We start from the raw sequence: 25,909 nt of genomic DNA, 5'->3' as shown, positions 1-25,909 counted from the left end.
CCATAAAAGCTGAGGCGGGGTCTTCGCCACCGATCGCGTGTCGTCGGCGACTGCCCCCGCTTCGAAACCCACAAACGCCGGCCGATCGAATCCGCCGGTAATGGAGCCACTCGAGCGGTATCGACCCGTCGTCGACGATTTCGAGGCGTTTCTCGCCGCCTGCGAGCGGCCGCTTTGCAACGCCGTTCGCGTGAACACGATCAAGGCCTCGGTCGATCGCACGCTCGCGGCGCTCGAGGAGGACGGCGTCGCCTACGAGCAAGCCGACTGGAACCCCCGCGTGCTCCGCCTCGAGACCGACTCGCCGGGATCGACGTGGACCTCGTTTCACGGCTTTACCCACGGACAGGAGGAGGTTTCGGCGGTGCCGCCGGTCGTCCTCGACCCACAGCCCGGCGATCGCGTCTGGGACTGCTGTGCCGCGCCGGGCGGGAAGGCCACCCAGCTCGCCGCCCTGATGGACGACCGGGGGACCGTCGTCGCCAACGACAACAATCTGGGGCGCATCTCGGCGCTCCGGTTCAATGCGGAACGGCTGGGCGCGACGAGTCTCGCCGTGACCAACGAGGACGCCCGAAATTATTCGCTCTCTCGGTTCGACTTCGACGCGTTCGATCGAACCCTCGTCGACGCCCCCTGTTCCTGTGAGGGGACGATCCGGAAGAACCCCGACGCGCTCGACAACTGGTCCGAGGGAGGTATCCAGTCCGTCGCGGGGATCCAGAAGGGAATCCTCCGCCGGGCCGTCCAGGCGACCCGCGAGGGCGGCACGCTCGTCTACTCGACGTGTACGTTCGCCCCCGAGGAGAACGAGGCGGTCGTCCAGCACGCCCTCGACACCGAATCTTGTCGCGTCGTCGACTTCGATCTCGGACTCGATCACTCCCCCGGCCTCACGGCGTGGGACGGCGAGGAGTACGACGACAGCCTCGAACGGGCGGCCCGAATCTATCCCCACCAGAACGACACCGGCGGCTTTTTCGTCGCGAAACTGGAGGTGATCGCCTGATGACGGACGGCGACGGGACGGCCGATCGACCGAACGGTCGGGACGGCGACCTCGAGCAAAACGTCGGCCGACGGTTCGGTCGCCTTCCCGTGACCGACGCGGACCGAACCGTCGAGGGCCGTGCCAGCCGCGAATCGGTCGTCGACTACTTCGACGATCGGTTCGCCATCCCGCCCGAAACGTTCGACGAGTACACCTTCTGGGAGAAAGGCGCGGGCAAGATCTGGATCTACGTCGGCGACGCGCCGGCGCCGATCGAAATCGAGGCGATCGGGATGACCTGTCTGCGGACGCGCCAGGAACACTGGAAGCCGACGACGGACTTCGTCCAGCGCTTTGGCGAGCACGCCAGCGAGTGCGTGATCGACCTCGATCGCCGGCAGGCGCGAGCGTTCGCCGCCGGTGAGGATCAGGAACTGGAGTGGGACGGCGACTGGGGATATCTGATCGCCGCCCACGACCTCGGCGGCGAGCGGACACCGCTCGGAGTCGGCCTGTTCGTCCACGGCGAGTTACGATCGATGGTGCCGAAAGGACGCCAGCGAGAGCTCTGAGCGAAGCGGTCGGTGGGGCCGGGCCGCTGACCGGAGAGGACAGTCGTGAGAATCGTATTGCTGTTCGGAGAGGGGATTCTATTCGATCGATCGAGCGACGGAGCGATCGCTGGCGGGTACTGTGAACGGTGGAAAACCGGTGGCGGCCGATTACAGGACTTCGTCGAAGTCGTGGTGGCCGTGGATGTCGACGCCCTCGTCGGTGATCTCACAGAGGAAGACCCCGTTTCCGGAGCCGGTGTCGCGCTCGACGGCGGATTTGATGCCGCGGGCGGCGACCGTCTTCGCCTCCTCGTTGGACATGTCCGGTTCGTACGCCTGTTCGAGGTGACCGTAGGCGAGTTGCATCCCGGAGCCGGTGACGGTGTAATCGTCTTCCATGACGCCGCCGGCGGGGTCGATGCTGTAGACGTGGCTGCCCTCGTCGTCGACGCCGCCCAGGATCGGGTGGATCGCAAAGAACGGGCCGCCGCGGGCGAAGTTACCCGCGAGGGTGGCCAGCGCGTCGATGCTCATGTCCTCGCCGCGACGGGACTCATAGAGGTTGACCTCCGCCCGGAGGCTGCTGATGAACGACTGAGCACCGCCGACGCTGCCGACGAGCGTTAACGCGCCGGTCGGGTGGATCTGTTCGACCTTCTGGACGTTCTTGTTCGAGACGAACCGGCCGCCGAGGCTGGCTCGCATGTCCGTCGCGATGACGACGCCGTCGGCAGTCGAAATTCCGATCGTCGTCGTCCCGGTCTTGTTCACGTTGTCGAGATCAGTACGTGAGAGATCGTTCTGTGGCAGCGAGCCGATTTCGGGCTCGTAGGGGTTCGGATCGTCGGCCAGCTGGTCGACCGTCCGAGAGAAGTCCGAGTGCTGTGTCGGGTGGCGCATTGACCGAAGGTTACGACCGGCACGATATAAAACCCCGGCGGTCACTGCGCGGGTTTCCGCTTTCGTCGGTACTCGGGATCTGGCGCATGGTCGAACCCGTTCGTTCGACCGCCGATGCGTTGATTCGTGGTCGCGTCGCGTTCGTCCCCAGAAAGTCGACGGAAGCTCGATAGCGATCGACGCCACTCGAACAAAGGACGAACGGTCACCGATCGCGGCCCCTAGGCGATCGACGGTGAAAGAACGTGTGGGGTAGGTCCGCTCCTGTTCAGTACTGTGCGGCGTCGTGGGCCTCACCGACGGTTTCGATGAGCCGGTGGATCGGCAGTGTGAACCCGGCCTGGCGGGTGAGAAGTGCAAGTGGCATTGCGAGGATACCGATCACAATGCACAGCTGATACAGTGCGAACAGCGTCGCGTGGTACACGCGGGATTTCATCGACGTTCAACCGTGCTCAGTCCAGGGTTGTATATAAATCTTCTTGATTTGAGAGATATGTAATGATTAGTATCTTCAGACGAGGTCGACGCCTGCTTGCGATTCAAGCCAGGTTGAAATTGGGACCACTGCAGGTGCACTCTGATCGAAATACGGTTATCCAGACGGGAATTGACCCACTGCTGTCTCGTAACTTATGCGCATTATCCAATTCACGTGCGCTCCCCGGGCGCGGGTCCCCTGCCCAGACCGAGAGGCGAGTCCCGCCGGAGTTGTGCGCGCCCTCGATCGGAACCGCAAAGCAGGAAACCCCCCGGACCGACCACGACGTATGGGCAACTATCTCGTCGCGATGGAAGCTGCATGGCTGGTCCGTGACGTCGACGCGATCGACGACGCGATCGGCGTCGCAGTGAGCGAAGCCGGAAAGCGACTCAACAGCGAAGATCTGGATTACGTGGAAGTCGAGGTCGGTGCGACGGGCTGTCCGGCCTGTGGCGAGCCGTTCGATTCGGCGTTTATTGCCGCCGACACCGCACTCGTCGGGCTGGGTCTGGAGATGGAGGTCTTCAACGCCGACGGCGAGGAACACGCCTCTCGAATCGCAAAGAGCGAAGTTGGCGGTGCGCTCCGAGACGTCCCGCTGTCGGTCGTCGAAGTCATCGAAGTGCCAGAGGACGAGTAGAGTCCGGCGGGTCCCGGCACCCAAACAATTTTCTATAACTAGCAGTTATGTGCTGATATGGAACTCCCGACACCCGCGGACCTCCGCCAGCGTCGAACCGAACTCGGGCTTACCCAGAGCGAACTCGCCGACACCGCAGACGTCTCACAGCCGTTGATCGCCCGGATCGAGGGCGGTGACGTCGATCCGCGGCTGTCGACGCTCCGGCGGATCGTCAACGCCTTGGAAAAGGCCGAAAGCGACGTCATCCGCGCCGAGGACCTGATGAACGAAGCCGTCGTGAGCGTCTCCCCGACCAATTCGGTCAGCGAAGCCGCCCAGAAGATGGAAGCCGAGGCCTACTCACAACTGGCGGTCATTCAGGAGGGAATCCCCGTCGGTTCGATTAGCCAGAGTGACCTCGTCCACGTCGACTCCGAGGCGCGGGACGAACCGGTCGAGGACCATATGAGCGAGAGCTTCCCGACGGTCTCGAAGGACGCGACGCTGGACGAAATTAGCAACCTGCTCGAACACTACAAAGCCGTCATGATCACCGAAGCCGGCGAAACTGTCGGCATCATCACCGAAGCCGACATCGCAGCCCGTCTCTCGTAGGCCCGAGGGATGCCCGATCGATCGATCGGTCGAAGCGTCCACCGATCGATCAGACCGCCACGACCACTCCGTAACACGGAGGGTATTTGCTATCCGACCAGCAAATGCCAGTATGAGTCGGAGACGCCGCGACGTGTTGTCGGCCGCCGGTGGTGCCCTCACGGCGTCACTCGCCGGCTGTCTGGCGGAGCCCGATCGGAGAGAGACCACGGACGACGCGGTCTATGCCTCGTTCTTTACGCTCCGAGAGTTTACCGACGCGATCGTCGAGGGCCGATCGGTCGAAACCCCCGTTCCCGTCGGCGAACACGGCCACGGCTGGGAGCCGACGACTTCGTTGCTGCCGGAGATCGTCAATTCGGACGCGTTCGTCTACCTCGACGTCGATGGGTTTCAGCGCTGGGTCGACGATGCGGTCCCGAAACTCGAGTCGAACTACGACGACGACGTGGTGTTGATCGACGCGCTCGGTGGGATCGACCTCCTCGAGTACGACGACTCGGGTCACGATCACGGAGACGCCTACGACCTCGCGGTCACGAGCGTCCGTCTCGTCGATCGGGCCCACGGTTCGGAACTCGCGGACGCCCACGGCGATCACTGGCACGGCGATCCGCTGTCGGTTCCGACCGAGACACACCGATCGATCACGGTCAACGTTCGTGGCGAAAACGGCGTTCCGATTGCGATCGGTGACGAGTACCGCCTCGGCGTGCGGACCGTCGACGGTGACGCTGCCCTCGTCGGCGTCGATACCGAGACTGGTGACGCCGATCGCGTCGATCTTACGGCGCGAGACGACGGCTTCGTGGAACTCGCGTTTCAACTGCTGGCGGACGGTGATATCGTCTACGAAACGCCGCCGCTCAAAACGGAAGTCGGGGACCACAGCCACGATTACGACGACCACGACGATGGCCATCACGACAATAGCCACGACGACCGCGACCACGGCCACGACGACCGCGACCACGACCACGACGACCGCGACCACGACCACGACGACCGCGACCACGACCACAGCCACGGCGAGTACGACGCGAAGTTCTTCTCCGATCCCGTGCTCGCACAGCGCGGCGTCGAGACGATCCGCGACGAGTTGATCGCCATCGATCCGGATAACGAGTCCGTGTACGAGGCCAACGCCGAGGCCTACATCGAGGAACTGGCGGCGCTCCACCGACGCTACGCCGAACGACTTGCCGATCGCAATCACGACGCCGTCGTTCTCGCGGGTCACGACTCCTTCCGGTATCTCGGCGAGCGATACGGCTTCGAGATTCACACGCCAGTCGGTCTCTCACCGAACGCAGAACCGGCCAGCGAACAACTCGCGGACACCGTCGCGTTCGTCGAGGAGCGGGGTATCGAATACGTCCTCTGGGACTACTTCGACGGCGATCGACTCGCCAGAACGATCGCTGACGCCGCCGACACGGTCGAAGACGTGCTGATGGTTACGCCAGCGGAGAGCACGACCGAGGAGTGGCTCGAGGCAGGCTACGGTGATTACCTGGGCCAGATGCGCGAGATCAATCTGCCGGCGTTCGAGGCGGCGCTGGGGGCGACGTAGCAGGTTAATCGGGTCAGCAAGCGAACCGCATCACCGATCGCGGTCGGGGCGGGGTGCGTGTTCGTATTTGACCATCTTTTCGGGTTTATCGGAAATCGTCTCGTAGATGCGCTGGAGCGTCTCCTCGGTTGCAAGCAGGTTGTGATTCTCGAGGAACTGGCGTCCCGCGGCGGTCAACCCGTAGAATTTCCAGGGGTAGCCCTGCCGCCGTTCGTCGTCCGGGAGCGCGACGGCTTCGAGAATGCCGGCGTCGATCAGTTTCTGGACGTGTTTGTAGACCGTCGCCTCGCTCACGCTCGGGTTCAGTTGCTCCAGTTCGTACATCGACGGCAGTTGCTCGGGATGTTGAACCACGTTGTGTATCAGCGCGAACCGCGTCTCCTGGGTCACGAAGTGCAGTAGCTCGCGGTTTGCGGCCCCCTCGGAAGCCCCCACGTCGGTACTCATACGGGCCCGTACGGAGTCTACCGGCAAGTAGCTTACCCCTGGGTAAATTACTCTGCGTCGATGTACTCCGGAGAGAGCCACTACAGATATTCGGAGGCGTCGAGACGCGATCGCGCACGGAGACGAGTAAATCGGAATCGGAAAAAACGGAACCGACCCGGTAACTTCTTTTTGTGGTTGGCCAGAATGTCTGCGTATGCCCCCCGACGAGACGCCGGTTTCCGACGAGATTCCCACCAGCGTCAGCGATCGCCTCGCGGACGATTCCCTCACGCTCGCGGACAACGAAGCGATTCTCCACTCGATCTCCGAACTGCGGCCGGTCTTCGAACACGAGCGATCGTATTTCGTGCTCGGCAACTACGATCGCGAGCCGATTCGGCGGCTGAACCTGGTCGTCGACCGACTCAACCGCCGACCCGACGCCTACGCGTTCCGGATGGTCGACGTGCGCGGCGACTGGGAGAACGGCATCCAGAAGTTCGCCCTGATCGCGGATCTCGTGACGCACGTCGTCGGCGTCGCGGAAAAGGAGCGCAGCGACTTCCTCGTCGAACAGGGATTGCTCGTCGGATCCGAGGAGTACGTCGAGAAGAGTCACGTCCTCAAACGGGAGTATCCGGACGAAGAACATCCGTTCGGCTGGATGCAAGACGGCGTCTTCGAGGTGCTCGACGAACGGGGCCGCCTCCATCGCTGGCAAACCGAAGGCGACCTGATCGCAGCGGCGGGAGCGCTTCCCTGACAGCGGTCTCCGAAGCTGCAAGGTGGTGGCAGTCAGTCGCCCGCGATCGGTGCTGACGCCGTTACGCTGACCCCGCTACCTCGTGTTCGAGCAGCTCCTGGTACCGGTTCCGAATCGTCACGTTGCTCACGTCCGCAGCAGCCGAGACGTCGTCCTGCGTGAGATCTTCGCCCGTGAGTCGACTCGCGGCGTAGATCGCAGCGGCAGCGAGTCCGACCGGATGTTTGCCGCTATGCAGTCCCGACTCGATCCCGTTTTCGAGGATTTCGTGTGCGCGTCGCTCCGTCTCGGTCGAGACCTCGAGCGTCGAGGCGTACCGGGGCAGGTACTCGAGCGGATCCGGCGGAGCCATCGGCAGTTCGAGTTCCCTGACCAGATACCGGTACGATCGAGCCGCTTCGAGGTAGTCGATCCGGCTGACGGTTGCGAGTTCGCCGATCGACCGCGGAACTCCTGCCTGTCGAATCGCGGCGTGGAGCGACGCCGTCGCCATCCCCTCGATCGATCGTCCCGGTAAGAGGTCTTCTTCGAGTGCGCGACGGTAGATGACGCTCGCGGTTTCGATGGCGGCGTCCGGAACGCCGAGTGCCGAGCCCATTCGCTCGAGTTCGCCGAGAGCGTGTTTCAGGTTGCGATCGCTCGCGTCCTTGGTGCGAAAGCGCTCGTCCCAGGTTCGGAGCCGCTGGAACTGGCGGCGCTTCCGGTCCGAAAGCGCCGAGCCGTAGCCGTCTTTGTCTCGCCAGTCGATCACCGTCGACAGCCCGCGATCGTGCATCATCGTCGTCGTCGGGGCACCGACGCGGGACTTTTCGTTTTTTTCCGCAGCGTCGAACGCGCGCCACTCGGGACCGCGATCGATGCGATCTTCGTCGACGACGAGCCCGCAGTCCTCACAGTGGGTCTGCTCGTCGTCTGCAACCAGTCGTCCATCACACTCGGGACAGGTCGTGGTCGCGGTGGCGTCGGTTCGGGACTGTGCTGTGTGTCGGTCGGTCCGAGATCGCTCGCTCGGGCGTTCGGTAGTCGACGATGACGTGTCGAATGTCGTGTGTGGCATTGGTCTATAGTCGGTGACCGGCCGAAGCCGGCCGTCGATCGCTCCGACGGGTCCGAGACTGTCGGTGTGGGTGATTCGTTGTAATGAACTCTAATTACTCTTTCCCCTACATCGGTTTTGGTGAAACCACATCTGGTTTACTTCCGAAGAAGGTTGCGCCGCGGTTCACGAACGATCGATCGTGATAATCAAAAAATACGGCGGCTGGATGCCGGCGAATCGTCGAACCAATTTCCAGTCGGTACTCCGAGTACAGACTCCTGCCGTCGCTGGCGACACTACGACAGCCGGTTCAGTCGTGGCCCGACACTGGCACTGGTTCGTACGGCTCTTCGAGGTAGGCGATGTCCGACGTAGACAATGAAATTTCGAGCGCTTCCACGGCCTGTTCTAAGTGTTCGACGCTCGTGGTTCCGATAATCGGCGCGTCCACCCAGTCTTTGTGCAGCAACCACGCGAGGGCGATCTGGGCCATCGTCGCGCCCTCTTGAGCAGCGATCTCTGCAACCCGTTCGTTGATCTCCCGGCCGCCACCCTCGCGGTATGGGTGGTCGTACATGTGCTCTTCAGTCTCGCCGCGCGTCGTCGCGTCGATTTCCTCGTGCGGGCGCGTGAGATATCCGCGTGCAAGCGGCGACCACGGGAGGACGCCGACGTTCTCCTTCGCACAGAGGGGCAGCATCTCTCGTTCCTCCTCGCGATAGACCAGGTTGTAGTGATTTTGCATCGTGAGGAACCGATCGAGTCCGAGTCGATCGCTGGTGTGTAGCGCCTCGGCAAACTGGCGGGCCCACATCGACGACGCGCCGAGATACCGGACGTGGCCCCGGCGAACGGCGTCGTCGAGCGCCCGCATCGTCGTCTCGATCGGCGTCTCGTCGTCCCAGCGGTGAATCTGGTAGAGGTCGATCGTGTCCATTCCCAGTCGCTCCCGACTCGCCGCGAGCTCCTGTTCGATCGCCTTCCGGGAGAGGCCCCCGGAGTTGGGGTCGTCCTCGCGCATCTGGAAGTAGCCTTTCGTCGCGACGACCGACTCCTCTCGGTAGCCTTCGAGCGCCTCCCCGAGAATGCGCTCGGATTCGCCTTTCGAGTACATATTCGCCGTGTCGAAGAAGGTGATCCCGAGATCGATCGCGCGATCGATGATCTCGTGGCTCTCCTCCTCTTCGAGCACCCATTCGCGCCAGTCACTCGAACCGAAACTCATACAGCCCAGACAGAGGCGACTGACTTCCATGCCGGTATTGCCGAGCGTCGTATACTCCATACCCACGCGTACACAGGAGCGCGCTAAAACAGTACCTGGCCCGGCAAATAGCTCGCGACGCTCGCCATTTCTATCCGGCCGGTTTGCTGTCCGAGACGCGCGATCGCGCGTCTCTCTCAGACGATCCCCCTGATCAGCGATCCGAGCACCGGCAGTCCGATCGCGCTGGCGACGACCAGATAGACGACCGGCGTCATTCCGAGCACCGCCCCGACCGATCCCCAGACCGAGAGCGCGAAGACGACGAGGACGAGCGCGCCGAAGCCGACGGCCCCGAGAAGCGCCCGCGGGAGCGTGGCGGAGACGAGGCCGACGAGTGTACCGCCGAGAACGAGACCGAGCCAGTGGAGCCACGCGGCGACCAGCCCGATCGCGATCGCGGCGACGATCGCAAGCGCGTGGACTCGCGGCTCGGTTCTGGCTCGATCGAGCGCGTCCGGCAGCGTCAACTCCGTCCCCGGAGCTTCCGATTCGGCGTCCGCGTTTCGTCCGGCCTCCGCCCCTCCGTCCCTCGCCTCGTCCGCCTCTCGCGAACTCATGACGACTCCTCCTCGAAGGAAACCGCAACCGCCCAGCGGTCGTCGATCGATCGGCCCATGGACTTCTGATCGTTCTGGAGCCAGCGATCGAACTGGTCGCCGTAGTGGGGCGAAAAGTAATCCCCGGAGTTTCCCCCCGGAACGATCGCAGTGGCCTCCCCGCCCGGTTCGACGACCATCCGCCAACTCGATCCGACGGCGGAATCGACGCGGTAGTTCATCACGGTCGCCGGGGAGCCGTCCGCCGGCCGCTCTGCGTAGTTGAGGAACGGTGCCTCCCCGCCGAAGGGGTGCTGGACGACGGCGGTCGTGTTCCAGTCGCCGTAGGTGTCCCAGCCCTGACCGTCGATCTCCTCGAGGGCGTCCGCGAGCGCCGCGACCATCGTCTCGGCTCGCGATCGATCCGCGAAGAACGGCTCCGCCTCGGGCAGCGTCGCGAGTACCCAGTCGCGGGGGTAGTAGGAGTCGTCGAGATCTACCTCCGCAAATGTCGGCTCGAAGACGCGGTCCCGGAAGTGATCGATCCAGCGCGCGAAAACGAGGGCACCGTCGGAATCGCGGTCCATCCGGCGATCCCAGCCGGCCAGCGTTTCGGCGGCATCTTCGAGCCCGACAGAACCCTCCTTGTCGACCCCGCCAGCGCGGTCCTCGCGATCGTCGACGGCGTCGATGAGGTCGGGGAGGAACTGGTCGGCCCGACCGTCGCGGGTGTCGGATTGTACGTCGCGGTGGAACGCGTGATCCATCGGTTCGCCCGCCTCGACCCGCTCGTCTAACCGATCGTAGATGCGCGCGCCGCGGTAGGGCGAGGCGTAGGCGACGCCGACGTAGTGTGCCGGATCGTCGACGACTCGCTGGTTCGCCGTCGCGAGGAGATCCGCGTCGATCGCGTGGGGTTTCTCCGCGAACGGAACGAATCCCTCCCAGGAAGATTCGCCAAAGGGGGTGAACCCGTCCCACTCGCCTTCGCCCGCGGAGCCGTCGAAAACCCGGTATCCGGAGACAGCCTCGCCGTCTACCGTCCGGATCGGCAACTTCCCGGTCGCGTAGTAGAGCGTCCGCCCGTCGGCGTCGGCGTAGACGAGGTTCTGGGTCGGCAGATCGAACTTCCGGGTCGCCTCGAGCATCGACTCGAGACCGTCGGTGCGCCCGATTTCGTAAATGGCTTCCGTCGTCCGGGTGGCGGTGTGGCCGGTCCAGGCGACGCCGACGGTCTGCTCCTCGCGTTCGATCACCGGCCCGTGAACGGTCTTTCTGATCTCGATCGTCCGATTCTCGCCGCCTGCGATGGCGATTTCGCGCTCTTCGGTCTCGAAGGCGCGCCACTCGTCGTCGTAGCGGTAGCGCTCGCCGTCGTCGTCGATTTCGTAGGTGTAGCAGTCGAGGACGTCCGCGCCGACGTTGGTGAACGACCACGTGCCGCGATCGTTAGCTCCGGTGATGACGAAGGGGACGCCGGGGAAGGTCGCCCCCCGGACCGACGTCTCGGGTGTCTCGACGTGCTGTTCGTACCACAGCGGGGGCGTCATCAGGCTGAGGTGGGGGTCGTAAGCGACGATCGGGCTCCCGCCCTCGGTGTGTGCACCCGAGACGACCCAGCTGTTCGAGCCGACGCCGGTCGGTGACTCGAATCGGGAGAGATAGCGGGTCAGTTCGCCGCCGATCGAGCCGTCCGCGCCCGTGTTCTCGGTTGCGTCTGCGAGTCGATCGCTCCCGTTACCGGTTTCGGCTCCAGAGTCGTCGCTGTCGTCTCCATCACCGTTGTTCCCCTCAGTATCGTCGAGTCGCTGGGCATCGATCTCGTCTCGCAAAATCGGCGTCTCGTGGTCCAGACGCTCAGGATAGAGGGTGGCCGCGACGTCGTCTCCGAGGCGATCGGCAACCAGGGCGCGCCTGAGTTCACCGAAATTCCCGGTCAGGGTCCAGCTGATCTGTTTCTCCATCAGCATCGAGTCGACGGGAGTCCACTCGCGGGGTTCGTAATCGAGGAGCTCGAACTCAAGGGGGCGCTGTTCGCCCGCGATCGCGGCGTTGACGCCGTCGGCGTACGCTTCGACGAGCGGGCCAGCGGGCGTCTCCGAGACGAGATCCCACGTGGCCTCGGCCGCCCCTGCGAAATCCATCGCGACGTGGAACTCGTCGCTTTCGAGCGTGGCTTCACCGACGATTTCTGAAAGTTGGCCCCGCATGACGCGGCGCTGGAGGTCGAGTTGAAAGAGTCGATCGAACGCCTGGAGGTAGCCGACGGCGAAGTACGCCGCGCGCTCGTCGTCGCTTTCGACGTGTGGAACGCCGTACTCGTCGTGCCGGACGTTCGCCTCGCCGTACGGGTTGTCGACGACTTCCGAAAGCGATCGATCGGCGGCGTTCCAGGCGCGACCCGAGAGGGGCGCGAACTGCGCGAGGAGCTCGCGCGCCGACGAGAGCGAGAGTCCGCCGATGCCGGCGGCGAGCGCGCCGGCGAGTACGCCACGGCGTGTGGTCTCTGATGGCACTATCACTCCAATGCGGCCCACGGGGCTTAATCGTCACGCTGTCAACGTGTTTGGCTAGGGTAGCGAGTTGTTCGACGGCTTCGGGGTCGATCGCGCCGGGCGAAGAACTGACCGTCTCGGTCACAGGGACCCAGGCTCGACGCTCGCGACGCTCGCTCTAACCGCGAGGAACGCCGCGATACCCAGCAGACAGTAGCCCCCGACAAGCAGCCAGGTCGTCGTCGTCTGATTGCCGATCGCAAGCTTCGCGACCGTGTTCGCCGGGTGCTCGGGCAAGAGGCTGGCGACGACCAGCCCGCCGACGATCCCGACCGAGTACAGCAGTTGCGCCTGTCGCCTGTCGGGTGCGTACAGCGCAACGATCGTTCCCAGCCCTACAATAAGCGCGGAGAGCGCGCCGACGAGGACGACCAGCGCGACCGGGGAAGCGATCGCGGTCCCGTTGAACGCGAGCAAAGCGAGCCAGGCGACCGCTTGCACCGGCGCGAGCGCGGCAATGGTGACGAGTTTCGCGTCCACGATGTCCGCAAGCGAGAGGGGTGCAACGCGGAGCAGCGCGAGCGTCCCCCGCTGGCGCTCCTCGATCAGGGAGTCGACGACGATCGAGCCGCTGATGAACACCGGAAGAAAGAGCAAGAGCGGCAACAGTACCGTGTAGGTGAAGCTGACGTACGGGCTCGCCTCGACGTCCGTCGGCAAGTCGAGGGGCTGTTCGGTAAGCCGATCGGCGTTGGTCTGGCGCTCGGCGTGCTCGACGGTCTCCAGGGCGTCTCGAAGCTGAACGACGACGAGGGTCGTCTCGAGACCCTCCTCGGGGGCGGTCACCGAGACCTGCAACCGCCCGTCGTCACCCCTGTTGGCGTCGAGGACGGCGGCGACCTGCCCGCCGTCGAACGCCGCGTCGGCGGTTGCACGGTTCTCGTACAGCGTCGGCGTGAGTCCCTCCTGCTCGTCCGCAACGCGGAGCACCTGTCCCGGATCGTCACCCGTGATCGCGACCTCGGTCTCGTACCCCTCGACGGCACCCGGATCGTACAGCGAAACGAGTCCGACGACGAGAAACGACGAAAACGCGGCGATGAACAGCTGAATGGCCACCGCGAGCAGAATCGTCTTTTCGGAGCGCAACGATCGCAACTCGCGGCGACCGACCGCCAGTTTCGCGCGGCGGCTCGCGCTCCTCGATTCGGCCCGCTGGGTCGGCGCGGCGTCCGAGGTCGGCGGGTTTGGTCCCCGTGGTCCCGATTCGCCGGTCGATCGCCAGGACTCCGGGTCAGGCGACAAGCGCGATCACCCCCAGATTGTACGCGGCGTGGACGAGCGTCGCGATCAGAAATCCGATCGCGTAGGCGGTTCGCCCCCGCGTCGCGGCGGTGGCCGAGATGATCGCCGTGAGGACGTGCAAGACCAGCGGCGCGAGGAAGACCGCGACGAGCACAACCGGGTTGCTCGAGAGTGCGGGCCCGAAGGCCGCGACACCGACGGTTAGCTCCGGCATCCCGACGAACTGGGCGACGTGGGTGACCTTTTCGCCGAGGAAGAAGCCGACGCCCGAGAGCGTCCCGAGCACGACCCCGTTCCGGAGCGTCGCCTCGAAGCGCGACCGGGCGAACCCGGCGTAGACGTGGATACTCTTTGCGACCTCCTCGATCGCCGCGGCCACGACGACGATGGCCGGGAGCGCGACCGTTTCGGGGACCGCAAACAGCAACGAGACGGCGAGCAACTGCGACGCGAAGACGAACGGGATGAACAGGATCGAAAGCAGGGGAACGCTTCGCGGGCCGTGAAGCCGGCTGGCGATCGCGTCGAGAACCTTCGCCGGAATCGGCTTCTGGTCGAACATGTCCTCTTCGCGGTAGCTGCCGAGACCGAGCAGGAACAGGACGGCCGAACTGCAGTAGAACGGGCCGGTCGAAAACAGGTACGCGCCCAGACTGGCCGTCTCTCCCTGCAGGTCCATCACGACGAGCGTCAGCGGCGAGATGAGTGCGATCGGATTCACGCCGGTGAAGATTGCCGGAATGAACGTGTACGTCGTCAAGAAGACGCTGATCGTCACCGTCACGAAGGTGAGTTCCTTGAACGAGCGGGCCAGCATCGCGCCGGCGAACGTCGCGGACAGGAAAAGCAGCGCGATCGGTATCGTCGCGGCGATCGACTGGAGGCCGCCCTCGACCGCGGTCGCGATCCCGACGACGATCGCGAGGAGGCCGAACAGGTAGGGAAGCGTCTTTCCCGCGACGATCTCGTGGCGCGATGCGGGGGAGACGAGCAACAGTTCGCCCCGGCGCTTGACGCGTTCGTCCATGATCGTACTCCCGTAGGCCTGAATTACGAAATTCATCGGGACGACGAACAGAAAGGCGAGAATCAGCGACTCGAAGGGGAACGGGGGTGAGATTGTACTCGGCGTCCCACTCTCGAGACCGTCGCCCGCAGCGCCGCCGACATCCGGAACCTGCATACGTTCGTCCTCGGCTCCGTCTATAGCCTCGGTTCCAGTCCGGTCGGCCGACCCGTCAGTCGATCCCTCGTCGTCCCCGTCCCCGCCGTTCCCGGCATCGCCGTCGGTTTCTGAGTTCGATGCCGACGAATCCGAGGCGGTCTCGACTCCGCGATCTCGGTACTCGATCGTCACCGCCACCGGGTAGGCGGCCGCTTCGTCTTCCTCCTGAGCCATCAACGCCTCGTTGTGGTGTTCGATCGCGTCGTGAAATGCGTCGGCCGCCGGCGCGCCTGTGTCGCCGTATGCCGTGAGTTCGATCCGCGTCGGTGGTCCGGACAGGTCGACGGTCTCGCCGTCGTCGAAAGTCGCGTCGCCGTGATCGGTGACTACTACGTCGACGTTTGCGTGGCTTCCATCTTCGTCGATCGCGACGGCCTGAAGTGGAACCGCTCTGAACTGGTCGCTCTCGATCGCGACGTCGTAGTACGGGCTCTCCTCGTCGACGCCGGCGACGTAGATTTGGTCCTCGAGACCGACGCCATCCTCGGCCACCGAGAGGCCGACGACGCCCGCAACTAGCACCACCGCCACGAGCAGCGCAACGGTCTTGCGATCGACCGTTCCGGCGCTTCGTGACACCTCCCAGCGGGCGATCCGTCCGGTTCGGAACACCCGGCCCAGGAATCGGTTGCTGGGTCCGGATCGATGGTCGGTCGTCGCCGCGTCGTCACCGTCGATTCCATCGGTTTCCGCGCCGCCGACCGCAGTCCGTCCTCCATCCGACCCGCTCACGTGTCCGCCTCCTCCGCACCGCCGGCAACCTCGAGGAAAATGTCTTCGAGCGTCGACGTCCGCGTCTGGATGTCCGTCACGCGACCGCCCTCGGTCTCGATCGCCTCGCGAACCGACTCCACTGCGTCCATGTCAGAGACGACGTGTCGGTAGTGACCGTTCTCCTCGATCGCGTTCCCGGCGTCGACCGTCGCGGAAACGTGGTACTCCGTTCCGCCGTGGGCGTCGCGAATTTCCTCGATCGTCCCGCGCGCGATGATCCGCCCGTCGTTCATGATGACGACCCGGTCGCAGATGCTCTCGACGTGAAAGAGGTTGTGGGCGCTGAAGACGATCGTTTTCCCCTCGGCGGCCAGTTCCTCGGTGAACTCGATGATGTAGTTCGTCGTCAGGGGGTCGAGTCCGGAGGCCGGTTCGTCGAAGATGAGTACGTCGGGATCGTTCACCAGCGCCCGCGCGATGGCGACTTTCCGCGTCATTCCCTTCGACATGTTTCCGATCTGTCGATCGCGGTGGTCCAGGTCGAGTCGATCGAGGGAGCGACCGATTCGATCGGCCGCCACGTCGGCGGGGACGTCGTAGAGGTCCGCGAAAAACGAAAGGTAATCGACTGCAGTCATCTCCTCGTAAAGCGGTGATTCCTCCGGAAGGAATCCCAGCCGTCGCTGCATCGCCGGCTCGCCGGGGGTGTGGCCGGCGACGACGGCGGTTCCCTCGGTCGGTTCGACGAGGCCGGCCAGCATCTTCAGCGTCGTCGTCTTCCCCGCGCCGTTGGGACCGACGACGCCGAAGACCTCACCGCGATCGATCGAGAACGTGCTGCCCTCGACGGCGACGAACCCGCCGTACTCCTTGCGGAGGGCGTCCACTTCGAGTATCGCCATTGATTGAATCGACCGAGGGAGCCACTGTAGTAAAGTCTAGCGGCCAGTGACTGTCTCGGATACCGATCCATCCCGACACAGGTTCGGTCCTCGCCCGCCGAGACCGATCGCTCCGACTCCGGCGACCGTCCTTCGAAGATCGTAGTGATAACGTAGCGTTAGCTGGTACGATACCGAACTGCTATAGTGGTCGACGCCCAACGAGACGGTATCGATGCCACCCGTACAGACCGACGCCGACACCCGCGAACACAACGCCGAAGCCTGCCCCGTTATCGAGTCCCTCGAACAGATCGGGTCGCAGTGGCGACTCGCCGTCCTTCACACGCTGCTCGATGGTGAACAGCGGTTCAACGAACTCAAGCGATCGACCGGGGCCAACGCGCGGACCCTCTCGCGCGTGCTGGACGACCTCGGAGAGATGGGGTTCGTCGAACGCCGTATCGAGGAGGATGCGCCGATCGCGACCTACTACAGCCTCACGGCGAAAGGCGAGTCGCTCGAACCCGTCTTCGGTGAGATCGAGTGCTGGGCGGGGTCGTGGCTCGACGAAGACGCGATCGAGTCCGAGTAGCGTCGCCGCGATCGAATCCGCGACAGTCGACGGTTTTTCGAGTGTCGATCGCCGCTTCTCAGCGACCGACGGCCGCTAAAAAATCGAAACGGAGGGTGTTCGCGATCAGTACGGGACGACGTACAGTACGATCGCCAGGAACGGGATCAATGCGAGCAACATCGCGACGGCGTACCCGAACATCTCTCGTGCGCGGATCCGGGTGATCGCGAGCAGCGGGAGCGCCCAGAACGGATTCAACAGGTTCGTGTGGGCGTCACCGACGGCGTAGGCCATCGTCGTCTGTCCGACCGGAACGCCGAGATTCTGGCCGGCTTCGATGACCGACGGGCCGAGGACGATCCACTCGCCGCCCCCGGAGGGGACGAACAGGTTGACGACTGCGGCGGTAAGCCACGCGATTACGGGGAACGTCTCCGCCGTCGACACCGCAAGTAGGCCGTTTGCCATCGTCTGTGCGAGCCCGGAACCGGCCATCATCCCCTGGATTCCGGCGAAGAACGGGAACAGGAGAATAATCCCTGCGGCGGCTTCCGCGGCTTCACCGAACCGTTCTCGGTAGACCGCCGGCTGGGTGTAGATCGCGAGACCGACGAACAGGAACGCGAAGTTCAACACGTTCAGATCCAGTGCGTCGAGTCCCTGCGTCCAGAACTGCCAGCCGACCACGGCAACGCCGGTCAGCGCGATGATCCCGCCGAGGATCCGGCTGTTGTCGATCCGTTCCGCGGGGACGGGATCACGACCGTCCGACCGATCTCGCTCCGGTTCCGGCGACGCTTCGTCGACGACCGTGCCGCCGTCCGTCGTCGTCTCGAACAGTTCGTCTTCACTGATGTACTCGGTGATATCGGTGGCCCGCGACGGTGACGGCGCCAGCAAGTAGAGAACGATCGCCGCGAAGACGATCGACAGTGCGGTGAGCGTGAGCGCGTACGTGCTGAAGATCGTCGCGGAGGTTGCGATCGGGTCGTCGATGATCCCCAGTTCGATGAACTCGTTGCCGGAGGTCGCGAGCATCAGAGGCGCAGACCCGGACAGCCCCCAGTGCCACGTGAGCCCGAGGCCCATGTACCCCGCCACGCAGAGGAGCGGATAGTGGGCGTCGATCCCCTTCTGGTAGGCGACCTTGCCCATTTCGCGGGCGAAGATCGCGCCGACGACGAGACTGAGTCCCCAGTGGACCCAGGCCAGGGCCATCGAGACGACGCCCACGAGGACGACCGCCTGTTTTCGGTCGGTGGGTACCCCCGCAAGCCACTGGAGGCCATCGTTGACTCGTGGATGGTACGCGATCACGAATCCGGTCATGATGATCAGCGCCATCTGCATCGCGAACGTCAGGAAGGCCCAGAATCCGTCGTACCAGTGAAACACCATTTCCGACGGTCCCTGGCCTTCGACGACCATTCCCACGACGAACACGAGGTACGACAGGATGATCGCAAACAGGAACGGTGCCGGCATCCACCGTTCGACCACGTTCGCGATTCGGTCGCCCATGCGTTCGATAATGTTACCACCCGCCGCCGCTGTCTCTGATGACGACATCACCAACACGTCAGCAATACACATACTAATAATTATGTGATGATAATACATCTATTCGATTGAATGAAAGATGGCGTCGGGTCCGAGCGGACGACAGGCAACGACGGGATAGATACGGTAGCCGACAGGTCCGAGGGATCGATCTACCGCGGCTGGTACGTCGTTGCAGGCGGGTTCGTCGGCGCGTTCGTCGTCTTCGGCCTCTCGTACGCCTTCGGCGTCTTCTTCGGGCCGATACAGCGAGAACTCGGTCTCTCCAGGTCGGGCGTCTCGTTCGTCTTCTCTCTGCAGACGGTCGTGATCTACGTCGCTGCGGCCGTCCTCGGCGTCCTCGCGGACCGCTTTGGAGTCCGCCGATTCCTGCTTGTCGGCGCGCTCGCGCTCGCGATCGGTGGCGTCTGGACCAGTCAGGCCGAGACGTACGCCGGACTGCTCGTCGCTTACGGGATCGTCACGGCGATCGGACTCGGCTCGATCTACGTGGTCTCGTACGCGACGGTTCCCCGGTGGTTCGAGCGCCGTCGCGGCCTCGCCACCGGCGTTACCACGGCCGGCCTCGGCATCGGGATGGTCGTCGTGGCACCCGCCGCGAGCGCGCTCGTCGACTCCGTCGGGTGGCGCGGGGCCATCCTCGTGCTCGTGGTCGGGGCTGCAGTCGTACTCGCCATCGTGACGCCGCTGTTCGCCACCGATCCTGCATCGGCCGGCGTCGACCCTGGGACCGAGTTCTACGGGAGCGTTCCGGATCCCGATCCGCCGGAGTGGGCGACCTACCGGCGGGACGTGGTCGCCGTCGCGACCTCGCGGACGTTCCTGCTGGTATTTGCGGGCTGGGTCTTCGTCTACGGGACGCTCTATGCGGTGCTCGTCCACGTCGTCCCCCACGCTGGCGACATCGGTCTCGGTGAAAGAACGGGTGCGATCGCGCTCGCCGCGATCGGCCTCACGACCGCTGGCGCTCGGGTCGTCGTCGGTGGTCTCGCGGACCGCGTCGGTCGCGTCCGCACGTTCGTCGCCTGTTCGATAACCATGGGGCTGACGACGATGGCCCTCCCGATCGTCGACACGGCCGTCGGGCTCTACGCGTTCGCGATCGCCTTCGGGATCGCCTACGGCGGGAACGGGGCGTTGCTCTCGCCGCTGACGGCGGACCTGTTTGGCACCGCGAATGCGAACGCGATTTTCGGGATGATCTCGCTGTCCCTGGCTATCTCCGGGCTGGTCGCGCCGTGGGCCGCGGGACTCGCGTACGATCTCTGGGGAACGTACACGCCCGCGTTCGTCGGCGTCGGAGTCGCCTGCGTGCTCGGCGCGGGATTGATCGCGAGTGCCGGGGCCAGAGCATGAGAGCCCGGCGGCCGCCGATCGGTCTCAGTCTTCCGGTTCGAGTTCGACCAGTTCGAGCGATCGGTCGAGATGACAGACGTCGTGTGGCGGGTCGCCGCGGCTCTTTCGGATGCGGTACTCCCGATCGAACTCGAGTCCGTCGGGTTCGCAGTACTCGTGGCTGGGACACTCGACGTACGGGCAGGGACCGGGAAGGCTCGTCTTGCTCCCGGCGAAAGCACCCTTCGAGGTGATGTTCGCGGTAATAGAGACGGGTTCGACCTCGACGGCCCGGACGCCGCCGTCGTGCATCGCACAGTCCAAGGTCTGGGCGTTTTCTCGGACGGCGGTGATTCGGTATTTGGTATCGTGTTCGAGGTTGAGACACTGGCTCCGGTAGGGACAACCGGCACAGCCGTCGGCCTCGCCGTGGTAGACGAACTCGGTCCCCGGTTCGGCCAGCCGGGTTCCGATGAGCGTAACGGTCGACATGGGAACCGATACACCCCGGCGGCGGTTAAGCCTCACGTCGAGTCGCCGGGTGCGGTGACGATTTGGTATCCCCCGTGGCGATCGGTCGCGGTTCGGTGCCGGCCACGGCGAGCGGGTTCCGACGGCGACGCCGGCACTTCGGCATCCGGACTCAGGACTCTGACTCCGACGATCGGCCGGTGAGTTCGTCGAGGCGATCGAAGTAGCGTTCCCGCGGCACCTGATAGAGATCGCGGTAATCGATTTCGCCGTCGTCGAACTGGCGCGCCAGATCCACCGCGCACGCGACGGCGGTCGATCGATCTTCGAATCGGTGGTGGTCGGGGAGGGTCACGTCGGGTTCGAGATAGAAGGTGACGAACCAGTCTTCCGCAGTCGTTCGGGACGTCGGGTTGGTTCCGGGCCGGCGCGTCCGCTTGCCGTGGGTGACGTACAGCGTCGGCAGGCAGGCCGCCGGAAATTCATCTCCGTCGAAAACGTCTGGGCGGTAGGCGAGGACTGTGCGTCCGTCGTGCTCTTCGCTCCAGACGTTCCAGCTATCGGGTAACTCACAGAACCCCGTCATGTCCGTCGGTACGTCGGTCGACCCTAAAACCTCGTCGTCCGATGGCGTCTGCCGGGACCGCACTCGGTAGACTCGAGGATTGGGTCCGGGTCGCGCAGCGATGTAACCGAGGACCCCACGAGTTCGGCCGGCGGTTGCAGGCCGGCGACTTTTTCTCGCCCACCCTCTACGTGATTCGTGATCTCGAATGACGATACAAGTCTCTGGCAATATTTGTCCGTAATTAACTCCTAATAAATATCTTTTGGGGTTAAGCTTAAGTTGCTGGATTACTCACTCATTAAATACTATCGGTATCCGCTCGTCGGACCGATTGCCTACTGCGCCCATCCCCGGCGCACGTCGTGACCACCGGAGCACGGTTCCGGCACGACGAAACGGCACTCGCTCACAGATGGCACGACAGATCGCCGCCCAAACGGATTCGCGCTCTCCGAGAGCTACCAAGCGAAGTCAAGTGAGCACGTGGCATACGTCTCGTCGTAACACGCCTCGGCGGATCGGGTATCCGACCGGCCGGCGTCGCAGGCGATCGACCGACGCCGGCTTTGCACCTGCACCGACTCCACTCGGACCGGTGCTGACCGAAGACAGGGGACCATCAACCTGGCAATGATATCATGACCGGTGACATCGAAACGCTCGAGAAGCTCAGCACGGATTACAAGGAATCGATGCCCGCAGACCTGCGGGAGACCAAGTCCTTCGACTGGTACCTGAAAGGGGTGTACGACGATCCGAAGATCGCTCGCAACGCCCACCAGCGCGTCGCGGACATGTTCGACTACTACGGGACGACCTACGACGAAACCGAAGGCATGGTCGAGTACCGACTCGCTTCCGAGGATCCGTTGAACGACGGTGAGAACACCTTCTACGGGAAGGTGATCCACCAGTCGATTCACGAGTTCGTCAACAAGGTCAAATCCGGTGCCCGCAGACTCGGCCCGGAACGGCGGATCAAGCTCTTGCTCGGGCCGGTCGGCTCCGGGAAGTCCCACTTCGACAAACAGGTCCGCCACTACTTCGAGGACTACACGCTCCGCGACGAGGGGCGGATGTACACCTTCACGTGGACCAACCTCTGTGATGTCATCCAGGACCAGGACCCCGCCGACGACACGGTCCGATCGCCCATGAATCAGGACCCGCTGGTCTTGCTCCCGATCGAGCAGCGCCAGCAGGTGATCGACGACTTAAACGAGCGACTCGACGCCCCCTACACGATCCAGAACGAGCAGGCGCTGGACCCCGAAAGCGAGTTCTACATGGATCGGTTGCTGGCGTACTACGACGACGACCTCCAGCAGGTCCTCGAAAATCACGTCGAGATCATCCGCTTCGTCGCGGACGAGAACAAGCGCCAGGGCTTAGAGACGTTCGAACCGAAAGACAAGAAAAACCAGGACGAGACCGAACTCACCGGCGACGTCAACTACTCGAAAATCGCCATCTACGGCGAGAGCGACCCGCGGGCGTTCGACTACTCCGGAGCGTTCTGTAACGCGAACCGCGGCATCTTCAGCGGCGAGGAACTGCTCAAACTCCAGCGGGAGTTCCTCTATGACTTCCTGCACGCGACCCAGGAGCAGACGATCAAGCCCAAGAACAACCCCCGGATCGACATCGACCAGGTGATCGTCGGGCGGACGAACATGCCCGAGTACAAGGACAAGAAGGGCGACGAGAAGATGGAAGCGTTCAACGATCGCACCAAGCGCATCGACTTCCCGTACGTCCTCTCCTACGAGGACGAGGCCAACATCTACGAGAAGATGCTGCGAAACGCCGACGTTCCCGACATCAACGTCGAGCCACACACGTTGGAGATGGCGGGGCTGTTCGGCGTCCTCACCCGGATCGAAGAACCCGACACCGAAACCGTCGATCTGCTCTCGAAAGCGAAAGCCTACAACGGCGAGATCGACGAGGGCGACGACATCGACATCAAAAAGCTCCGCGAGGAAGCCGCCGCGAAAGCCGAAATCGGTGAGGGGATGGTCGGCATCTCCCCGCGTTTCATCGGCGACGAGATAGCCGAGGCGATCATGGACTCGAAACACCGCCAGCGCGGCTTCCTCTCCCCGCTGACGGTGTTCAACTTCTTCGAGGAGAACTTAGAACACCACGGCTCCATCCCGGAAGACAATTTCGAGAAGTACTACCGCTACCTCGAAACCGTGCGCGAGGAGTACCGCGAGCGCGCGATCGAGGACGTGCGCCACGCACTGGCCTACGATATCGACGAGATCCAGCGCCAGGGCGAGAAGTACATGGACCACGTGATGGCCTACATCGACGACGACACGATCGAGGACGAACTCACGGGTCGCGAGCAGGAACCCGACGAAACCTTCCTGCGCAGCGTCGAGGAGAAACTCGACATCCCCGAGGACCGCAAGGAGTCGTTCCGTCAGGAAGTCAGCAACTGGGTCTCCCGGCGCGCCCGCGAGGGCGAGGCGTTCAATCCGCAGGACAACGAGCGCCTGCGCCGCGCTCTCGAGCGCAAACTCTGGGAGGACAAGAAACACAACATCAACTTCTCCGCGCTGGTCAGCGCCAACGAGTTCGACGACGACGAACGCTCTTCGTGGATCGACGCGCTGATGGAGCAAGGCTACTCCGAAGGTGGCGCGAAAGAAGTGCTCGAGTTCGCCGGCGCGGAGGTCGCCAAGGCCGAAATTGACCGCTAACATGACTGGCGACGACTACGTGTCCGCGGCCGATCGCACCCTCGAAGAGACCTACGAGGAGCCGATGGACCTGGCTTCCTACGTCGATCGCGTCTTCGAGAACCCGACGGTCGCCTCCCACGCCTCGAAGTACCTGCTCGAAGCGATCGAAGCCGCCGGGACGCGAGCGGTCGTCGAAGAGGGCGAGGAGAAAGAGCGCTACCGCTTTTTCGACGATCCGAACAACGACGGCGAGCACGCGATCCTGGGCAACACCGAGGTCCTGAACGGGTTCGTCGACGACCTCAGATCGATCGCCGCCGGCCGGGCGAAAGACGAGAAGATCATCTGGTTCGAGGGGCCGACCGCGACGGGCAAATCGGAACTCAAGCGCTGTCTCGTCAATGGCCTCCGGGAGTACTCGAAAACGCCGGAGGGACGGCGCTACACCGTCGAATGGAACGTCACGACCGCCGAGGCCGAAGAACGGGGGTTGAGCTACGGGAGCGGTGACCCGACCGCCGGCGACGAACAACACTGGTACGAGAGTCCGGTTCAGGCCCATCCGCTGTCGGTGTTTCCGGAGGAGGTTCGCGAGCGGATCCTCGATGACCTCAACGAGGAACTCGACGACCACGTGCCGGTTCGGGTCGACGCCGCGCTCGATCCGTTCTCGCGGGAAGCCTACGAGTTCTTGGAGGAGCGCTACCGTCGCGAGGGCGAGGCGGATCTCTTCTCCGCGCTCAGCGACGACAAACACCTTCGGGTGAAAAACTACGTCGTCGACGTGGGCCACGGCGTCGGCGTCCTCCACAGCGAGGACGACGGGCCGCCCAAAGAGCGCCTCGTCGGCTCGTGGATGCACGGAATGCTTCAGGAACTCGACTCGCGCGGGCGAAAGAACCCGCAGGCGTTTTCCTACGACGGCGTGCTCTCGCAGGGCAACGGCGTGTTGACGATCGTCGAGGACGCCGCCCAGCACGCCGACTTGCTCCAGAAGCTGTTGAACGTGCCCGACGAACAGTCGGTCAAGCTGGACAAGGGAATCGGAATGGACGTCGACACGCAGATGCTGATCATCTCGAACCCCGACCTCGAGGCCCAGCTCAACCAGCACGCCGATCGAAACGGGATGGACCCGTTGAAGGCGCTCAAGCGCCGCCTCGACAAGCACGAGTTCGGCTACCTGACGAACCTGAGCCTCGAGTGTGAGCTGATCCGGCGCGAACTCACGAACGAAACGACGGTCTGGACGGCGACGAGCTACGACGAACTCGCAGACCACATCCGCGAACCCGTCCGGGTAACGGTGAAAGATCGTCACGGCGAGGCGAGCGACCAGGAGTTCGCCCCCCACGCGATCGAGGCGGCCGCGCTGTACGCCGTCGTCACCCGACTCGACGAGGAAGACCTCCCGAACGGGCTCGATCTGGTCGACAAGGCGCTGATCTACGACCAGGGCTACCTTCAGGAGGGGGACACCCGCCGCGAGAACGCGGAGTTCGACTTCGACGACGACGGCCACGACGGCGAACACGGCGTCCCGGTCACGTACACGCGTGACACCCTTGCGGAATTGCTGCGAGCCGACCGAGACCGCCACCATCCCGAGTTGCCGGTCGAGAACGTGGTCATGCCCCGGGACGTGCTAAACGGCATGGCCGAGGGGATGGCCGACGCGCCCGTCTTCTCGACGGGCGAGCGATCGGAGTTCGAAAATCGCGTGGTGCCCGTGAAAAACTACATCTTCGACCGCCAGGAGTCCGACGTCATCGAGGCGATCATGCACGAGAAACGGGTCGACGAGGAGACCGTCGCGGAGTACGTCGAACACGTCTACGCCTGGGAGACGGACGAACCGCTGTACAACGATCGGGGCGAACGCGTCGAGCCGGATCCGCTGAAGATGAAGCTGTTCGAGGTCGAACACCTCGGGCGATTCAGCGAAGTCGACTACGAGGGGAACCTCCCCCGCGAGAGCGTCCGAAACTTCCGACGGGAGAAGGTGATCACGTCCCTGAACCGCCACGCGTGGGAACACCGCGACGAGGACTTTGCGGTCCAAGACGTCGATCTGACGGCGATTCCGGTCATCAAGACCGTCCTCGAGAGCCACGACTGGGACGACGTCGAGCGGACCTTCGAGGACTTCGATCCGCGCCAGTGGGACGATCCGCCGAGCGGAACGGAGACCGAGGCGGTCAAGGAGGCGACGATCGAGACGATGGTCGATCTCTTCGACTACTCGCCCGCCTCGGCCGAGCTAACCAGTAGACACGTTATGGGACAGGTGTGTTACCGATGGGACTGATGAT

23 protein-coding genes are annotated in these 25,909 nt (G+C 63.9%); 10 read left to right on the top strand and 13 right to left on the bottom strand.

The annotated features are described in order from the left end of the window. The first annotated feature begins 100 nt into the window (after positions 1 to 100). The gene (locus AC6I6L_RS05300) at positions 101 to 1,009 is read left to right on the top strand and encodes an RsmB/NOP family class I SAM-dependent RNA methyltransferase (protein ID WP_497916667.1); all 909 of its coding nucleotides are present in this window, start codon (positions 101 to 103) and stop codon (positions 1,007 to 1,009) included. Then, positions 1,009 to 1,563: a DUF7122 family protein gene (locus AC6I6L_RS05295; RefSeq protein WP_497916666.1), complete on the top strand. Its 555-nt coding sequence runs from the start codon at positions 1,009 to 1,011 to the stop codon at positions 1,561 to 1,563. Before AC6I6L_RS05300 ends, AC6I6L_RS05295 begins: the two co-directional genes overlap by 1 nt. A gap of 150 nt (positions 1,564 to 1,713) precedes the next feature. Here AC6I6L_RS05295 and psmB read toward each other — a convergent pair whose 3' ends face one another. After that, positions 1,714 to 2,445 (bottom strand): archaeal proteasome endopeptidase complex subunit beta, encoded by a 732-nt coding sequence (gene psmB, locus AC6I6L_RS05290; protein ID WP_497916665.1) that lies wholly within the window; start codon positions 2,443 to 2,445, stop codon positions 1,714 to 1,716. Between the two features lie 268 nt (positions 2,446 to 2,713). Continuing rightward, positions 2,714 to 2,884 carry a hypothetical protein gene (locus AC6I6L_RS05285; RefSeq protein ID WP_497916664.1) on the bottom strand — a complete coding sequence of 57 codons (171 nt, stop codon included), beginning with the start codon at positions 2,882 to 2,884 and terminating at the stop codon, positions 2,714 to 2,716. A 331-nt stretch (positions 2,885 to 3,215) separates the two neighbouring features. On the opposite strand from AC6I6L_RS05285, the gene AC6I6L_RS05280 reads away from it, so the two are divergent. From AC6I6L_RS05280 to AC6I6L_RS05270, 3 genes are all read left to right on the top strand, one after another. Further along, entirely contained in the window at positions 3,216 to 3,569 is a 354-nt protein-coding gene (locus AC6I6L_RS05280; protein ID WP_497916663.1) for a DUF555 domain-containing protein, read from the top strand. Positions 3,570 to 3,626: 57 nt separating this feature from the next. Then, complete coding sequence (locus AC6I6L_RS05275) at positions 3,627 to 4,166, top strand: CBS domain-containing protein (RefSeq protein WP_497916662.1); 540 nt, start codon at positions 3,627 to 3,629, stop codon at positions 4,164 to 4,166. A gap of 112 nt (positions 4,167 to 4,278) precedes the next feature. Continuing rightward, the gene (locus AC6I6L_RS05270; RefSeq protein WP_497916661.1) at positions 4,279 to 5,739 is read left to right on the top strand and encodes a metal ABC transporter substrate-binding protein; all 1,461 of its coding nucleotides are present in this window, start codon (positions 4,279 to 4,281) and stop codon (positions 5,737 to 5,739) included. 30 nt (positions 5,740 to 5,769) lie between these two features. Here AC6I6L_RS05270 and AC6I6L_RS05265 read toward each other — a convergent pair whose 3' ends face one another. Beyond that, a complete protein-coding gene (locus tag AC6I6L_RS05265) occupies positions 5,770 to 6,186 on the bottom strand; it encodes a PadR family transcriptional regulator (protein WP_497916660.1) in 417 nt (138 codons plus the stop codon). Positions 6,187 to 6,382: 196 nt separating this feature from the next. Here AC6I6L_RS05265 and AC6I6L_RS05260 point away from each other — a divergent pair, with 196 nt between their 5' ends. Beyond that, positions 6,383 to 6,931: a DUF8170 family protein gene (locus AC6I6L_RS05260; RefSeq protein ID WP_497916659.1), complete on the top strand. Its 549-nt coding sequence runs from the start codon at positions 6,383 to 6,385 to the stop codon at positions 6,929 to 6,931. A gap of 61 nt (positions 6,932 to 6,992) precedes the next feature. Here the strand turns inward: AC6I6L_RS05260 and AC6I6L_RS05255 are convergent, their stop codons facing one another. The 7 genes from AC6I6L_RS05255 to AC6I6L_RS05225 form a co-directional block, all read right to left on the bottom strand. Further along, positions 6,993 to 7,988, bottom strand: a complete 996-nt coding sequence (locus tag AC6I6L_RS05255) for a transcription initiation factor IIB (RefSeq protein ID WP_497916658.1) — start codon at positions 7,986 to 7,988, stop codon at positions 6,993 to 6,995. A gap of 292 nt (positions 7,989 to 8,280) precedes the next feature. Continuing rightward, positions 8,281 to 9,255 (bottom strand): aldo/keto reductase, encoded by a 975-nt coding sequence (locus AC6I6L_RS05250; RefSeq protein WP_497916657.1) that lies wholly within the window; start codon positions 9,253 to 9,255, stop codon positions 8,281 to 8,283. A gap of 116 nt (positions 9,256 to 9,371) precedes the next feature. Continuing rightward, entirely contained in the window at positions 9,372 to 9,794 is a 423-nt protein-coding gene (locus tag AC6I6L_RS05245) for a hypothetical protein (RefSeq protein ID WP_497916656.1), read from the bottom strand. Then, entirely contained in the window at positions 9,791 to 12,289 is a 2,499-nt protein-coding gene (locus AC6I6L_RS05240; protein WP_497916655.1) for a penicillin acylase family protein, read from the bottom strand. Before AC6I6L_RS05240 ends, AC6I6L_RS05245 begins: the two co-directional genes overlap by 4 nt. Before the next feature lie 120 nt (positions 12,290 to 12,409). Further along, positions 12,410 to 13,573, bottom strand: a complete 1,164-nt coding sequence (locus AC6I6L_RS05235) for an ABC transporter permease (protein WP_497916654.1) — start codon at positions 13,571 to 13,573, stop codon at positions 12,410 to 12,412. Beyond that, on the bottom strand, positions 13,563 to 15,530 hold the full coding sequence (locus AC6I6L_RS05230; RefSeq protein ID WP_497916653.1) for a PrsW family intramembrane metalloprotease: 1,968 nt from the start codon (positions 15,528 to 15,530) through the stop codon (positions 13,563 to 13,565). The genes AC6I6L_RS05235 and AC6I6L_RS05230 overlap by 11 nt, the downstream gene beginning before the upstream one ends. After that, positions 15,527 to 16,414: an ABC transporter ATP-binding protein gene (locus tag AC6I6L_RS05225; protein WP_497916652.1), complete on the bottom strand. Its 888-nt coding sequence runs from the start codon at positions 16,412 to 16,414 to the stop codon at positions 15,527 to 15,529. The genes AC6I6L_RS05230 and AC6I6L_RS05225 overlap by 4 nt, the downstream gene beginning before the upstream one ends. 214 nt (positions 16,415 to 16,628) lie before the next feature. Between AC6I6L_RS05225 and AC6I6L_RS05220 the strand changes: the two genes are divergently transcribed. After that, on the top strand, positions 16,629 to 16,988 hold the full coding sequence (locus tag AC6I6L_RS05220; protein WP_497916651.1) for a winged helix-turn-helix transcriptional regulator: 360 nt from the start codon (positions 16,629 to 16,631) through the stop codon (positions 16,986 to 16,988). A gap of 105 nt (positions 16,989 to 17,093) precedes the next feature. On the opposite strand, the gene AC6I6L_RS05215 is transcribed toward AC6I6L_RS05220, so the two are convergent. Further along, complete coding sequence (locus tag AC6I6L_RS05215; protein WP_497916650.1) at positions 17,094 to 18,539, bottom strand: short-chain fatty acid transporter; 1,446 nt, start codon at positions 18,537 to 18,539, stop codon at positions 17,094 to 17,096. 63 nt (positions 18,540 to 18,602) lie between these two features. On the opposite strand from AC6I6L_RS05215, the gene AC6I6L_RS05210 reads away from it, so the two are divergent. Next, entirely contained in the window at positions 18,603 to 19,886 is a 1,284-nt protein-coding gene (locus tag AC6I6L_RS05210; RefSeq protein WP_497916649.1) for an MFS transporter, read from the top strand. Between the two features lie 24 nt (positions 19,887 to 19,910). On the opposite strand, the gene AC6I6L_RS05205 is transcribed toward AC6I6L_RS05210, so the two are convergent. Together AC6I6L_RS05205 and AC6I6L_RS05200 are read right to left on the bottom strand one after the other, a co-directional pair. Further along, positions 19,911 to 20,357 carry a UPF0179 family protein gene (locus AC6I6L_RS05205; RefSeq protein WP_497916648.1) on the bottom strand — a complete coding sequence of 149 codons (447 nt, stop codon included), beginning with the start codon at positions 20,355 to 20,357 and terminating at the stop codon, positions 19,911 to 19,913. A 151-nt stretch (positions 20,358 to 20,508) separates the two neighbouring features. Continuing rightward, on the bottom strand, positions 20,509 to 20,922 hold the full coding sequence (locus AC6I6L_RS05200) for a DUF5820 family protein (RefSeq protein WP_497916647.1): 414 nt from the start codon (positions 20,920 to 20,922) through the stop codon (positions 20,509 to 20,511). 620 nt (positions 20,923 to 21,542) lie between these two features. Here AC6I6L_RS05200 and AC6I6L_RS05195 point away from each other — a divergent pair. Together AC6I6L_RS05195 and AC6I6L_RS05190 are read left to right on the top strand one after the other, a co-directional pair. After that, positions 21,543 to 23,615: a PrkA family serine protein kinase gene (locus tag AC6I6L_RS05195; RefSeq protein ID WP_497916646.1), complete on the top strand. Its 2,073-nt coding sequence runs from the start codon at positions 21,543 to 21,545 to the stop codon at positions 23,613 to 23,615. Position 23,616: 1 nt separating this feature from the next. Continuing rightward, on the top strand, positions 23,617 to 25,905 hold the full coding sequence (locus AC6I6L_RS05190) for a PrkA family serine protein kinase (RefSeq protein ID WP_497916645.1): 2,289 nt from the start codon (positions 23,617 to 23,619) through the stop codon (positions 25,903 to 25,905). The last annotated feature ends 4 nt before the right edge of the window (positions 25,906 to 25,909 follow it).

It is taken from the genome of Halosolutus sp. DAT137 (assembly GCF_059736405.1).
This window is presented reverse-complemented; position numbering and strand designations above follow the sequence as displayed.

Bases quoted from the DNA above. Each gene is read 5' to 3' on its own strand.
- AC6I6L_RS05300 (WP_497916667.1), top strand. From the start codon at position 101: ATGGAGCCACTCGAGCGGTATCGACCCGTCGTCGACGATTTCGAGGCG.
- AC6I6L_RS05295 (WP_497916666.1), top strand. From the start codon at position 1,009: ATGACGGACGGCGACGGGACGGCCGATCGACCGAACGGTCGGGACGGC.
- psmB (WP_497916665.1), bottom strand. From the start codon at position 2,445: ATGCGCCACCCGACACAGCACTCGGACTTCTCTCGGACGGTCGACCAG.
- AC6I6L_RS05285 (WP_497916664.1), bottom strand. From the start codon at position 2,884: ATGAAATCCCGCGTGTACCACGCGACGCTGTTCGCACTGTATCAGCTG.
- AC6I6L_RS05280 (WP_497916663.1), top strand. From the start codon at position 3,216: ATGGGCAACTATCTCGTCGCGATGGAAGCTGCATGGCTGGTCCGTGAC.
- AC6I6L_RS05275 (WP_497916662.1), top strand. From the start codon at position 3,627: ATGGAACTCCCGACACCCGCGGACCTCCGCCAGCGTCGAACCGAACTC.
- AC6I6L_RS05270 (WP_497916661.1), top strand. From the start codon at position 4,279: ATGAGTCGGAGACGCCGCGACGTGTTGTCGGCCGCCGGTGGTGCCCTC.
- AC6I6L_RS05265 (WP_497916660.1), bottom strand. From the start codon at position 6,186: ATGAGTACCGACGTGGGGGCTTCCGAGGGGGCCGCAAACCGCGAGCTA.
- AC6I6L_RS05260 (WP_497916659.1), top strand. From the start codon at position 6,383: ATGCCCCCCGACGAGACGCCGGTTTCCGACGAGATTCCCACCAGCGTC.
- AC6I6L_RS05255 (WP_497916658.1), bottom strand. From the start codon at position 7,988: ATGCCACACACGACATTCGACACGTCATCGTCGACTACCGAACGCCCG.
- AC6I6L_RS05250 (WP_497916657.1), bottom strand. From the start codon at position 9,255: ATGGAGTATACGACGCTCGGCAATACCGGCATGGAAGTCAGTCGCCTC.
- AC6I6L_RS05245 (WP_497916656.1), bottom strand. From the start codon at position 9,794: ATGAGTTCGCGAGAGGCGGACGAGGCGAGGGACGGAGGGGCGGAGGCC.
- AC6I6L_RS05225 (WP_497916652.1), bottom strand. From the start codon at position 16,414: ATGGCGATACTCGAAGTGGACGCCCTCCGCAAGGAGTACGGCGGGTTC.
- AC6I6L_RS05220 (WP_497916651.1), top strand. From the start codon at position 16,629: ATGCCACCCGTACAGACCGACGCCGACACCCGCGAACACAACGCCGAA.
- AC6I6L_RS05215 (WP_497916650.1), bottom strand. From the start codon at position 18,539: ATGTCGTCATCAGAGACAGCGGCGGCGGGTGGTAACATTATCGAACGC.
- AC6I6L_RS05210 (WP_497916649.1), top strand. From the start codon at position 18,603: ATGAAAGATGGCGTCGGGTCCGAGCGGACGACAGGCAACGACGGGATA.
- AC6I6L_RS05205 (WP_497916648.1), bottom strand. From the start codon at position 20,357: ATGTCGACCGTTACGCTCATCGGAACCCGGCTGGCCGAACCGGGGACC.
- AC6I6L_RS05200 (WP_497916647.1), bottom strand. From the start codon at position 20,922: ATGACGGGGTTCTGTGAGTTACCCGATAGCTGGAACGTCTGGAGCGAA.
- AC6I6L_RS05195 (WP_497916646.1), top strand. From the start codon at position 21,543: ATGACCGGTGACATCGAAACGCTCGAGAAGCTCAGCACGGATTACAAG.
- AC6I6L_RS05190 (WP_497916645.1), top strand. From the start codon at position 23,617: ATGACTGGCGACGACTACGTGTCCGCGGCCGATCGCACCCTCGAAGAG.